The organism is Pseudomonas baetica (genome assembly GCF_002813455.1).
In the GTDB taxonomy this organism is placed as follows: domain Bacteria; phylum Pseudomonadota; class Gammaproteobacteria; order Pseudomonadales; family Pseudomonadaceae; genus Aquipseudomonas; species Aquipseudomonas baetica.
Map to the genome: position 1 here is coordinate 3,140,524 of NZ_PHHE01000001.1, position 11,352 is coordinate 3,151,875.

The window sequence follows — 11,352 nt, forward strand, 5'->3', positions numbered from 1 at the left end:
CAAGAGATCACCATGTAGGAGCTGCGGAGGGCTGCGATCTTTTTCCACAGACAATGCATATTCTAATAAAGAATAACATTTCATATATTAAGTATTTTCAAGTCTAAAGCGGGCACCTTATAGTCTCGCCGCAGGCGAATTTGGCGGGAGACGCTTAAGCTGCTTTAAGGCAGGATAGCGCTGTCGTCCAACTCCCGTATTCGCCAACTTTCCTTAAGCGTCTTCCATAAGAAAACACAGGGGCTTGTCATGAATTTTTCCGCACTACGTCGCAATCTGCTGGTCGGTTCGCTGGGCCTGGCGCTGAGCGCCGGTCTGATTGGCCAGGCAGTGGCCGGTGAGCAGCTGCAACAGATCAAGGACAAAGGCGTTATCAACGTCGGCCTGGAAGGCACTTATCCACCGTTCAGCTTCGTCGATGCCGACGGCAAGCTGTCCGGTTTCGAAGTCGAATTCTCCGAAGCCCTGGCCAAAGAACTGGGCGTGAAGGTCAAGCTGCAGACGACCAAATGGGACGGCATCCTCGCGGCGCTGGAATCCAAGCGTCTGGACGCAGTGATCAACCAGGTGACCATTTCCGAAGAACGCAAGAAGAAGTATGACTTCTCCGAGCCGTACACCGTTTCCGGGATTCAGGCGCTGGTGCTGACCAAGAAAGCCGCCGACCTGAACATCAAATCCGCTGCCGATCTGGGAGGCAAGAAAGTCGGCGTGGGCCTGGGCACCAACTACGAGCAGTGGGTCAAAGCCAACGTGCCGACCGCTGACGTGCGCACCTATGAAGATGATCCGACCAAGTTCCAGGACCTGCGTGTAGGCCGCATCGATGCCATCCTGATCGACCGTCTGGCCGCGCTGGAATATGCCAGGAAAGCCAAGGACACCACAGCCGCCGGCGAAGCGTTCTCCCGTCAAGAGGCCGGCGTTACCTTGCGCAAAGGCGAGCCTGAACTGTTGGCTGCCGTAAACAAGGCCATCGACAAGCTGCGTGCCGACGGCACGCTGGCCAAGCTTTCGGAAAAATACTTCAGCGCTGACGTCACTAAATAATGGAAGCAACATTCCAAATTGTACGGGAGGCCATGCCCTTTTTGCTCAAGGGCATGTACTTCACCGTCATCCTCAGCCTGGGTGGCATGTTCTTCGGCTTCCTGCTCGGCTTCAGTCTGGCGTTGATGCGCCTGTCGCGCTTCAAGATGTTGAGCTTGATTGCCCGCATCTACGTGTCGTTCTTTCGCGGCACGCCGTTGCTGGTACAACTGTTCGTCATCTATTACGGCTTGCCTCAGGTGGGCCTTGAGCTCGATCCGATACCCGCAGCCCTGATCGGCCTTTCGCTGAACATGGCTGCTTATATCTGTGAAATCCTGCGCTCTTCGATCAGTTCGATTGAACGCGGTCAGTGGGAAGCCGCTGCGAGCATCGGCATGACCCGCGCGCAGACTCTGCGTCGGGCCATCCTGCCGCAAGCGATGCGCACAGCGTTGCCGGCGCTGGGCAACAGCTTCATTTCACTGGTCAAGGACACCGCACAGGCCGCCACCATCCAAGTACCCGAGTTGCTACGTCAGGCGCAGTTGATCAGCGCCCGCAACTTCGAAATTTTTACCATGTATCTGTCCGCCGCGCTGCTTTACTGGATTCTGGCCACGGTGCTTTCGCACTTCCAGAACAAGTTGGAAGAGCGGGTCAATCGGCACGACCAGGAGTCCTGACCCCATGATCGTCGTGGAAAAACTGACCAAGCAATTCAAGGGTCAGGTCGTGCTCAACGGCATCGACCTCGAGGTGAAGGAAGGCGAAGTTGTCGCAATCATCGGCCCCAGTGGCTCGGGGAAAACGACGTTCCTGCGCTGCCTGAACTTCCTTGAGGAGCCCACCAGCGGCCGGATCAAGGTCGGCGATATCGAAATCGATACCCGTCGCCCGCTGAACCAGCAGCAAAGCCTGGTGCGCAACCTGCGCCAGCACGTGGGTTTCGTGTTCCAGAACTTCAACCTGTTCCCCCATCGCACCGCCCTGGAAAACGTCATCGAAGGCCCCATCGTGGTCAAGAAGATGCCGCGCGAGCAAGCCATTGCCCTGGGCATGAAGCTGCTGGCCAAGGTCGGTCTCGCCGGTAAAGAGGACGCCTATCCGCGTCGACTGTCCGGTGGTCAGCAACAGCGCGTGGCGATTGCCCGGGCGCTGGCGATGGAGCCGGAAGTGATCCTGTTCGACGAGCCGACCTCGGCCCTCGATCCGGAACTGGTGGGCGAAGTGCTGGCGACCATCCGCGGTCTTGCCGAAGAGAAACGCACCATGGTCATCGTTACCCACGAAATGGGCTTTGCCCGCGACGTGGCCAACCGTGTGGTGTTTTTCGACAAGGGCGTGATCGTTGAGCAAGGCGAAGCCAAGGCGCTGTTTGCCAACCCGAAAGAAGAACGCACTAAACAGTTTCTCAACAAGTTCCTGAATCACGCCTGAGAAACTTCTCCGCACCAATCCAAACTTCCACGGATGGAAGTTACTCTGTTCCACCCCCTCCCAAATATATACAAATAAAACATAACCGATGCGCTACACATATATGTTCTGCAACAGATAAAAACAGCCTGAAACTCGCAGCAACTTAAAAAACCGACCCAAACAGCTTGCGTAGAAATCGATAAAATACCTTGAGCCCTGTGGCTTTATTCCCCTTACCACCTAGGCATAAGGCCTCGGCAGCGTAGGAAACTTCTGATTAACCCGTAATTCAATCATTAACTAACACCGACTATTGACACCCCTTCCTGCACACTCTTATCTAGTCGCCAACCGGCGTCACTTAGTTCAATCAATGCGCATTCAACTTGAACAAAAGTTCAAAGCTTTATTGCCAGTTGATGCACGCCTTTTGTTCTTCCAGAAACGGACTTCGCTGCAAGGCTTCAAGGAGAGAAATCGATGACCCGCACTTCGCATACCCCCGAACTGGCAGCGCCAACCCTGGCGCCAGCACAAAAAAACGGCATCAACCTGGCCGCAGCCGCCCACCTGATGGTCGACGTGCCGCCCTACCCCGCTATGGATTGCGGCGACCTGATCGAGCTGTTCTGGGACAAATGCTATGTCGCCTCAAAGGTGTTGACCGCCGAAGACGTCGGCGCGTCGGTGAGCCTGCGAGTGCCGGAGAGCTTCATGGCCAACGGCACCGCGCGCATCCACTATCGGGTGAGGCAGGTCGGCCAGGGCCCGGTGTTGTCGATATCGACCCGCGTGCAGGTCAAACTCGACTGCCCCGGCGGGCAACCCTCGGCCGTGTGCGGTGACGAGAACCAGCAACTGGTGCCCGTGACGATTCCTGACACCATTCGCCGCCAGGGCGTGAATCCCAATCAGATCAAACGCGGTGTACCACTGACCATCGAGCCCTACCCGAACATGGCCGAGGACGACGCTATCACCCTGCGTTGGGGTGATGTACGCATGGATCTGGCGCCGATCACGGCGGCGGATGTCGGGCTGCCGGTTCAAGTCTGGGTACCGCCAGCGGTCATCGTCGAAGCCGGTGAAGATCTACGCCTGGACGTGACCTATTGCATCCTTGACCGGGTCGGCAACAACTCGCGTTGGGCGCCACCGCGAACGCTGAAGATCGGTTGTGTGAACCCTTACCTGAAGGTGCCATTGAGGCAGGACGTCAAGGCCGCAGAACCGCGCAAAGAGTGAGCACCGCATCTGTGGCAGGAGGGCTTCTGTGGTGAGGGGATTCTTAACCAACCCGACCATCACCCCTTCTATGCATATTCCTAAAAGTTAGTTTATTTAATATTTATACACGCTTAGGGTATATGAACCGGACCACCGGACATTCTTTCGTTCGCCGCACTTTTGCGGCGTTTTTCATGAGATGTGAGGTAGGTAGTATGGTCCGGAACACAATCACCCCAGTGCAGATCGCCAGGGCATTGCGTGCAGCCAAGGAGCGGCACTGATGTCCAGTCTGGCCGATGCAAACGTCCAGTCGGATCTGGACATCGCCCCGTTGTTGTTGCCCGCGCAGGTCTTGCGCAACGACGCCCAAGCCATCAAGGCTGCCCATGAGCTGGCGCAAGTTGCTCGTGTTCAGGCCGCCAAACGCGACCGCCAGCGCAAGCTGCCATGGTCGGAAATCGAACAGTTCACCCGTAGCGGCCTGGGCAGCATTGCCATCCCGCGCGAGTACGGTGGCCCGCAGGTTTCATTCGTCACCCTGGCCGAGGTGTTCGCGATCATTTCCGCGGCCGATCCGGCGTTGGGGCAGATCCCGCAGAACCAGTTCGGCATCATCAATCTGGTGCTCGGCAGCGCCACGCAAGAACAGAAAAAACAACTGTTCCAGAGCGTGCTGGAAGGCTGGCGCATCGGCAATGCCGGCCCTGAGCGCGGCACCATAAACACCCTGGAACTGAAAGCGCGGATCACCGCCGACGGCGATGACTACGTGATCAACGGCCAGAAGTTCTACTCCACCGGTGCGCTCTTCGCGCATTGGGTCGCGGTCAAAGCGCTCAACGATGACGGCAAGCAAGTGCTGGCGTTCGTCCGTCGCGGCTCGCCGGGGCTGCGCATCGTTGATGACTGGTCAGGCTTTGGACAGCGCACTACCGCCAGCGGCACGATTTTGTTGAACAACGTGCGCGTCGAAGCGGGTCTGGTGGTCGATAACTGGAAGATCAACGAAACCCCAAATACCCAAGGTGCGGTGTCGCAACTGATCCAGGCTGCCATCGACGCCGGTATCGCCCGTGGCGCCATCGACGACGCCATCGAATTCGTCAAAACCCGCGCGCGGCCTTGGATCGACGCCAAGGTTGAACGCGCCAGCGATGACCTCTACGTGATCGCCGACATCGGCAAACTGAAAATCGAACTGCACGCCGCCGAAGCGCTGCTGCGCAAGGCCGGGCAAGTGCTCGATCAGGTGCACGCCGCGCCGCTCACCGCCGACTCTGCCGCCCGCGCTTCGATTGCCGTGGCCGAAGCCAAAGTGCTGACCACCGAGATCTCGCTGCTGGCCAGTGAAAAGCTTTTCGAACTGGCCGGCAGCCGCGCGACCCTCGCCGAATTCAACCTCGACCGCCACTGGCGCAACGCCCGGGTGCACACCCTGCACGACCCGGTGCGCTGGAAGTATCACGCGGTCGGCGCCTATCGCCTCAACGGCACTTTGCCGGCTCGCCATTCCTGGATCTGACGACCGCACACTTTCTCAAGAGCCTTGGAGAAACCTATGACTTTTTCCCATCCCGTCGCGGTCATCACCAGCGATGAGCAAGCCCTGATCGTCGCCAGCGACCTGGCCGAAGATTTCAAACGCGACAGCGCCCTGCGCGACCGTGAACGTCGCCTGCCGCTGCCAGAACTCGACGTGTTTTCCCGCTCGGGCCTGTGGGGCATCAGCGTACCCAAGGAGTACGGTGGCGCCGGCGTGTCCAACGTGACCCTGGCCAAAGTCATCGCCCTGATCGCTCAGGCCGACGGCTCTCTCGGGCAGATTCCGCAGAACCATTTCTATGCGCTGGAAGTGCTGCGGGTGAACGGCAGCCATGAGCAGAAACGACGGTTGTACGCCGAGGTTCTGGCCGGTCAGCGTTTCGGCAATGCGCTGGCGGAACTCGGCACCAAAACCGCCCACGACCGTGTCACCAGCCTCAAGCGTGAAGGCGATGGCTATCGCATCAATGGCCGCAAGTTTTATGCGACCGGCGCGATTTACGCGCAGCGCATTCCAACGTCAGTCGTCGATGAAAACGGCGTGCAGCAACTGGCCTTCGTCCCTCGCGACAGCAAAGGCTTGAGCGTGATCGACGACTGGAGCGGCTTTGGCCAGCGCACCACCGGCAGCGGTTCGGTGGTGTTCGAAGACGTGTACGTCGCCGCCGAAGACGTGATCCCGTTCCAGAGCGCCTTCGAACGCCCGACCACCGTCGGCCCGCTCGCGCAGATCCTTCACGCCGCCATCGACACCGGCATCGCTCGCGCCGCTTACGAAGATGCCTTGCACTTCGTCCGTAGCAAAACCCGGCCATGGATCGATTCCGGCAACGACAAAGCCACCGAAGATCCACTGACACTGAAAAGCTTCGGCCACCTGAGCATCCGCCTGCACGCCACCGAGGCGCTGCTCGAACGCTCCGGTGAGTTCCTCGACAAGGCTCAGGCCGAGACCAACGCCGAAACGGTCGCTGCCGCCTCGATTGCCGTCGCCGAAGCACGGGCGATCAGCACGGAAATCTCCCTTGCTGCTGGTAGCACCTTGTTCGAACTGGCCGGCAGCCAGGCCACCCTGATCGAGCACGGCCTCGACCGCCACTGGCGCAACGCTCGCGTGCACACCCTGCACGACCCGGTGCGCTGGAAATATCACGCGGTGGGCAATTACTACCTCAACGATGAAAACCCGCCACTGCGGGGGACCATCTGATGACGGCAGCGAAAAAGAAGATCCTGCTCAATGCGTTCAACATGAACTGCATCGGCCACATCAACCATGGTCTGTGGACGCATCCTCGCGATACCTCAACGCGCTACAACTCCATTGAATACTGGACCGAACTGGCGCAGTTGCTGGAGCGCGGGTTGTTCGACGGCTTGTTCATCGCCGACATCGTCGGTGTCTACGACGTCTACCAGAACTCGGTGGACGTCACCCTGAAAGAGTCGATCCAGTTGCCGGTCAACGATCCGCTGCTGCTGGTTTCAGCGATGGCTGCGGTCACCAAAAACCTCGGCTTTGGCCTGACCGCCAACCTCACTTACGAGCCGCCGTATCTGTTCGCCCGGCGCATGTCGACCCTCGATCATTTGAGCCGTGGTCGTGTCGGCTGGAACATCGTTACCGGTTATCTGGACAGCGCCGCCAAGGCCATGGGCCTCAGCGAACAAGTTGAACATGACCGTCGTTACGATCAGGCCGATGAATACCTGGAAGTGCTCTACAAACTCTGGGAAGGCAGTTGGGAAAACGGTGCAGTGCTCAATGACCGCGAGCAGCGGGTTTATGCCCAACCGGAAAAAGTCCACAAGGTTGAGCACAAGGGCGAGTTCTATCAGGTCGAGGGTTACCACCTCTGCGAGCCGTCGCCGCAGCGCACGCCTGTGCTGTTTCAGGCCGGCAGCTCTGATCGCGGCTTGCTGTTCGCCGGACGCCACGCCGAGTGCGTGTTCATCAGCGGCCAGAACAAACCGTCGACCAAGGTGCAAGTGGACAAGGTGCGCGCCAGCGCCGTCGAGGCCGGGCGCAATCCCGAGGACATCAAGCTGTTCATGGGCCTCAACGTGATCGTTGGCGCGACCGAGCAAGCGGCGTGGGCCAAGCATGCCGAGTACCTGAGCTACGCCAGCGCCGAGGCCGGCGTGGCGCATTTTTCCGCATCCACCGGCATCGACTTTTCTCAGTACGAGATCGACGAACCGATCCAGTACGTGAAGAGCAACGCCATTCAGTCTGCGACTAACAACCTGCAGAACAACGACTGGACCCGGCGCAAATTGCTCGACCAGCACGCCCTCGGTGGCCGCTACATCACCGTGGTCGGTTCGCCAGAGCAAGTAGCGGATGAACTGGAATCGTGGATCGCCGAAACCGGGCTGGACGGCTTCAACCTGACCCGCATCGTCACCCCGGAAAGCTATGTGGATTTCATTGAGCTGGTGATTCCGGAGTTGCAGCGGCGTGGGTCGTACAAGACCGCGTATGACAGCGGCAGCTTGCGCGAAAAGCTGTTTCACGGCGCGGCGCAGTTGCCCGAGCAACACACTGGATCTTCGTACCGCCGCTAAAAACTTCGCGAGCAGGCTCGCTCCCACATTTGGAATGCATTTCCCTGTGGGAGCGGGCTTGCTCGCGAAGAGGCCCGACCGGACACCACCTATTTATGCACTGACTGGAAAAACCACCATGACCAAGAAACGCCTGCCCCACCCAGTCAAAGCACTGGCCCTGGCCCTCGGCCTGTTCAGCTCGGCAGTCTTCGCCGCCGACGCCCCGTTGAAAATCGGCACCACTGCGGCCTTCGCCATTCCGCTGGAAGCGGCCGTGGAAGAAGCCTCCAAACAAGGCCTGCAAGTCGAACTGGTGGAGTTCACCGACTGGATCGCGCCCAACGTCAGCCTCGCTGCCGGCGACATCGACGTGAACTACTTCCAGCACATCCCGTTCCTGGAAAACGCCAAAGCCGCTGCCGGTTTTGATCTGGTGCCCTTCGCCCCGGGGATCATCAACAACGTCGGCCTCTACTCGAAGAAATACAAAAGCTTCGACGAGCTGCCTGAAGGCGCCAGCGTCGCCATCGCCAACGACCCGATCAACAGCGGTCGCGGTCTGCAACTGCTGGCCAAGGCCGGTCTGATCACGCTGAAACCGGGCGTCGGCTACAAAGCCACCGAAGACGATATCGTCGCCAACCCGAAGAAGATCAAGATCCTCCAGGTCGAAGCCGTGCAACTGGTGCGCGCCTATGATGATGCCGATCTGGTGCAGGGCTACCCGGCCTACATTCGACTGGCCAAGACCTTCGATGCCGGCTCAGCGTTGCTGTTCGACGGCCTCGACCACAAAGAATACGTAATCCAGTTCGTGATCCAGCCGAAGAGCAAAACCGATCCGCGCCTGATCAAGTTCGTCGACATCTACCAGCATTCGCCAGCCGTTCGCGCCGCTCTCGACAAGGCCCACGGCAAGCTGTACCAGGCCGGTTGGGAAAGCTGAATGAACGCTGCCATCCAGCGGCGACCGGAAACTGCGGAGCCACATAACGCTGAGCGTACAGAACTGCATCCCGAGCTGAACCGCGCCCACGTGCGCTTCATCGGCCTGGGTAAAACCTACGAAGGCCGACAAGGCCCGGTCGCTGCCCTGCAAGGCATCGATTTGGCGATCCAGCGCGGCGAAGTGTTCGGCATCATCGGCCGTAGCGGCGCCGGCAAGTCGTCGCTGATCCGCACGATCAATCGCCTGGAGCAACCCACGTCGGGGCGAGTGCTGATCGATCAAGTGGACATCGGCGAATTCGACGAAGACCGCTTGGTCGCCCTGCGCCGACGGATCGGCATGATCTTCCAGCACTTCAATCTGATGTCGGCGAAAACCGTCTGGCAAAACGTCGAACTGCCGCTGAAAGTGGCCGGTGTGCCAAAAGAACAACGCGAGAAAAAGGTGCGTGAACTGCTCGAACTGGTCGGCCTGCAAGCCAAGCACAAGGCCTATCCGGCGCAGCTTTCCGGCGGGCAGAAACAGCGTGTCGGCATCGCCCGGTCGCTGGTGCATGACCCGGACATTCTGCTGTGCGATGAGGCCACTTCGGCCCTCGACCCGGAGACCACCCAGTCGATCCTCGGCCTGCTGCGCGAGATCAACAAGCGCCTGGGCCTGACCATCGTCCTGATTACTCACGAGATGGCGGTGATCCGCGAAATCTGCGACCGCGTGGTGGTGCTGGAACACGGGCGCATCGTCGAGCAAGGCCCGGTGTGGGAAGTGTTCGGCAACCCTCAACACGAGGTCAGCCAGACGTTGCTCGCGCCGTTGCAACACGCCTTGCCGGAGGAACTGCAGCGCCGCCTGCACGCGCAACCGCCCTCCTCCGATGCCGCAGTGGTGCTGCGTTTGCAATTCACCGGCAATGCCCGTGATGAGCCGGATCTGGCGGCGTCGTTTGCAGCCCTCGGCGGGCGGGTGAAATTGCTCCAGGGCGGCGTCGAGCGAATTCAGGGGCATGCCCTCGGGCAACTGCTGTTGGCCGTGAGCGGTTCGTCGTTGGCGGCCGAGCAATTGCGTGAACGCGCCGGGCAGTGGGCGCAACGGGTGGAGGTATTGGGTTATGTGGTTTGATCGCTTGCTGCAAGGTTTCATCGACACGTTTTTGATGGTCGGCGTCTCGTCGCTGATCGCGTTGCTGGTGGGCATTCCCATGGCAGTGGTTCTGGTCACCAGCGACAGGGGCGGGATCTACCAGGCACCGGTGCTGAACCGGGCGCTGGGCGCCTTCGTGAACCTGTTTCGTTCGATCCCGTTTCTGATCCTGATGGTCGCGCTGATTCCGTTCACCCGGTTGATCGTCGGCACCACCTATGGCGTGTGGGCCGCGGTGGTGCCGTTGACCATCGCGGCGACGCCGTTCTTTGCGCGGATTGCCGAAGTGAGTCTGCGTGAAGTCGACCACGGCCTGATCGAAGCCGCGCAGGCCATGGGTTGCCGGCGCTGGCACATCGTCTGGCATGTGCTTCTGCCGGAGGCGCTGCCGGGGATAGTCGGCGGTTTCACCATTACGCTGGTGACGATGATCAACTCCTCGGCCATGGCCGGGGCGATTGGTGCCGGCGGGTTGGGCGACATTGCTTATCGCTACGGCTATCAGCGGTTCGATAGCCAGATCATGCTGACGGTGATTGTGTTGCTGGTGGCATTGGTGGCGGTGATTCAGTTGGGGGGGGATCGGTTGGCGCGGGGGTTGAACAAGCGTTGAGCTCATCTGGATTCATGCCACGCCTCTGAAACCGCTTTCGCGAGCAGGCTCGCTCCCACATTTGAAATGCGTTCCCCTGTGGGAGCGAGCTTGCTCGCGAATGGCTGCGCAGCAGCCCCGAACCCGATGGCGTATATTCGGCAAATCTCCTTTGCCCGTGCAGCCCTCGACCATGAAGCAAACCTCCGCCGACCTCGAACAGATCACCGCCACCACCCTCGGCCATTACAACTCAGTGGCCGAAGACTTCCGTGAAGGCACCCGCGATCACGATGTCAGCCAGAACATCGATGCGCTGTTGCGGCACATTCAGGGCACGGCGCCATTCACGATTCTGGATTTCGGCTGCGGCCCAGGACGCGATTTGCAGACATTCACGCGCATGGGGCATGTCGCGGTCGGCCTCGACGGCTCGGAAAAATTTGCGCAGATGGCCCGCGAAGACAGCGGCTGCGAGGTCTGGTGCGAGGACTTCCTGAAACTGGATTTACCGGCCGAACGCTTCGACGGGATCTTCGCCAATGCCGTGTTGTTTCATGTACCACGGCAGGAGTTGCCACGGGTTCTGCGGCAACTGCGCGACACCCTGAAGCCCGGTGGCGTGCTGTTCAGCTCAAATCCGCGCGGGGATAACCAGGAGGGTTGGAACGGGCCGCGTTATGGCTCATACCACGACCTGCAAGCGTGGCGCGATTTGCTGACCGCTGCCGGATTTGTCGAGCTGGAGCACTACTTCCGCCCGGCGGGGCTGCCGCGAGAGCAGCAGCCTTGGTTGGCGAGTGTCTGGCGTAAACCGGTGTAGTCAGACCAGACGCCTTCGCGGGCAAGCCCGCTCCCACAGGTGTTGCGGGTGTTCACAAAATCTGTGTCCACTGAA

11 protein-coding genes are annotated in these 11,352 nt (G+C 59.8%); all 11 read left to right on the top strand.

The window, feature by feature from the left end; translation table 11 throughout:
- Nucleotides 1–249: 249 nt before the first annotated feature.
- The 11 genes from tcyJ to ATI02_RS14320 all read left to right on the top strand — a co-directional run bounded on the left by tcyJ (nucleotide 250) and on the right by ATI02_RS14320 (nucleotide 11,277).
- Nucleotides 250–1,050 (top strand): cystine ABC transporter substrate-binding protein, encoded by an 801-nt coding sequence (tcyJ, locus tag ATI02_RS14270; RefSeq protein ID WP_095190556.1) that lies wholly within the window; start codon nucleotides 250–252, stop codon nucleotides 1,048–1,050.
- The gene (tcyL, locus tag ATI02_RS14275; protein WP_095190555.1) at nucleotides 1,050–1,715 is read left to right on the top strand and encodes a cystine ABC transporter permease; all 666 of its coding nucleotides are present in this window, start codon (nucleotides 1,050–1,052) and stop codon (nucleotides 1,713–1,715) included. The genes tcyJ and tcyL overlap by 1 nt, the downstream gene beginning before the upstream one ends.
- A 4-nt stretch (nucleotides 1,716–1,719) precedes the next feature.
- Nucleotides 1,720–2,469, top strand: a complete 750-nt coding sequence (gene tcyN, locus ATI02_RS14280; RefSeq protein ID WP_095190554.1) for an L-cystine ABC transporter ATP-binding protein TcyN — start codon at nucleotides 1,720–1,722, stop codon at nucleotides 2,467–2,469.
- A gap of 462 nt (nucleotides 2,470–2,931) precedes the next feature.
- Nucleotides 2,932–3,696, top strand: coding sequence for a hypothetical protein (locus ATI02_RS14285; protein ID WP_100846596.1), 765 nt, complete (start codon nucleotides 2,932–2,934; stop codon nucleotides 3,694–3,696).
- A gap of 265 nt (nucleotides 3,697–3,961) precedes the next feature.
- Nucleotides 3,962–5,203 (top strand): SfnB family sulfur acquisition oxidoreductase, encoded by a 1,242-nt coding sequence (locus tag ATI02_RS14290; protein ID WP_100846597.1) that lies wholly within the window; start codon nucleotides 3,962–3,964, stop codon nucleotides 5,201–5,203.
- A 36-nt stretch (nucleotides 5,204–5,239) separates the two neighbouring features.
- The gene (locus ATI02_RS14295) at nucleotides 5,240–6,433 is read left to right on the top strand and encodes an SfnB family sulfur acquisition oxidoreductase (protein ID WP_100846598.1); all 1,194 of its coding nucleotides are present in this window, start codon (nucleotides 5,240–5,242) and stop codon (nucleotides 6,431–6,433) included.
- The gene (locus ATI02_RS14300; RefSeq protein WP_100846599.1) at nucleotides 6,433–7,791 is read left to right on the top strand and encodes an LLM class flavin-dependent oxidoreductase; all 1,359 of its coding nucleotides are present in this window, start codon (nucleotides 6,433–6,435) and stop codon (nucleotides 7,789–7,791) included. Before ATI02_RS14295 ends, ATI02_RS14300 begins: the two co-directional genes overlap by 1 nt.
- Nucleotides 7,792–7,909: 118 nt before the next feature.
- Nucleotides 7,910–8,719, top strand: a complete 810-nt coding sequence (locus ATI02_RS14305) for a MetQ/NlpA family ABC transporter substrate-binding protein (RefSeq protein WP_100846600.1) — start codon at nucleotides 7,910–7,912, stop codon at nucleotides 8,717–8,719.
- A complete protein-coding gene (locus tag ATI02_RS14310) occupies nucleotides 8,720–9,841 on the top strand; it encodes a methionine ABC transporter ATP-binding protein (RefSeq protein WP_100846601.1) in 1,122 nt (373 codons plus the stop codon). It abuts the gene before it with no gap.
- Nucleotides 9,831–10,475: a methionine ABC transporter permease gene (locus ATI02_RS14315; RefSeq protein WP_095190547.1), complete on the top strand. Its 645-nt coding sequence runs from the start codon at nucleotides 9,831–9,833 to the stop codon at nucleotides 10,473–10,475. The genes ATI02_RS14310 and ATI02_RS14315 overlap by 11 nt, the downstream gene beginning before the upstream one ends.
- A 172-nt stretch (nucleotides 10,476–10,647) precedes the next feature.
- Nucleotides 10,648–11,277 carry a class I SAM-dependent methyltransferase gene (locus ATI02_RS14320; protein WP_095190546.1) on the top strand — a complete coding sequence of 210 codons (630 nt, stop codon included), beginning with the start codon at nucleotides 10,648–10,650 and terminating at the stop codon, nucleotides 11,275–11,277.
- Nucleotides 11,278–11,352 lie beyond the last annotated feature (75 nt).

Bases quoted from the DNA above. Each gene is read 5' to 3' on its own strand.
- tcyJ (WP_095190556.1), top strand. From the start codon at position 250: ATGAATTTTTCCGCACTACGTCGCAATCTGCTGGTCGGTTCGCTGGGC.
- tcyL (WP_095190555.1), top strand. From the start codon at position 1,050: ATGGAAGCAACATTCCAAATTGTACGGGAGGCCATGCCCTTTTTGCTC.
- tcyN (WP_095190554.1), top strand. From the start codon at position 1,720: ATGATCGTCGTGGAAAAACTGACCAAGCAATTCAAGGGTCAGGTCGTG.
- ATI02_RS14285 (WP_100846596.1), top strand. From the start codon at position 2,932: ATGACCCGCACTTCGCATACCCCCGAACTGGCAGCGCCAACCCTGGCG.
- ATI02_RS14290 (WP_100846597.1), top strand. From the start codon at position 3,962: ATGTCCAGTCTGGCCGATGCAAACGTCCAGTCGGATCTGGACATCGCC.
- ATI02_RS14295 (WP_100846598.1), top strand. From the start codon at position 5,240: ATGACTTTTTCCCATCCCGTCGCGGTCATCACCAGCGATGAGCAAGCC.
- ATI02_RS14300 (WP_100846599.1), top strand. From the start codon at position 6,433: ATGACGGCAGCGAAAAAGAAGATCCTGCTCAATGCGTTCAACATGAAC.
- ATI02_RS14305 (WP_100846600.1), top strand. From the start codon at position 7,910: ATGACCAAGAAACGCCTGCCCCACCCAGTCAAAGCACTGGCCCTGGCC.
- ATI02_RS14310 (WP_100846601.1), top strand. From the start codon at position 8,720: ATGAACGCTGCCATCCAGCGGCGACCGGAAACTGCGGAGCCACATAAC.
- ATI02_RS14315 (WP_095190547.1), top strand. From the start codon at position 9,831: ATGTGGTTTGATCGCTTGCTGCAAGGTTTCATCGACACGTTTTTGATG.
- ATI02_RS14320 (WP_095190546.1), top strand. From the start codon at position 10,648: ATGAAGCAAACCTCCGCCGACCTCGAACAGATCACCGCCACCACCCTC.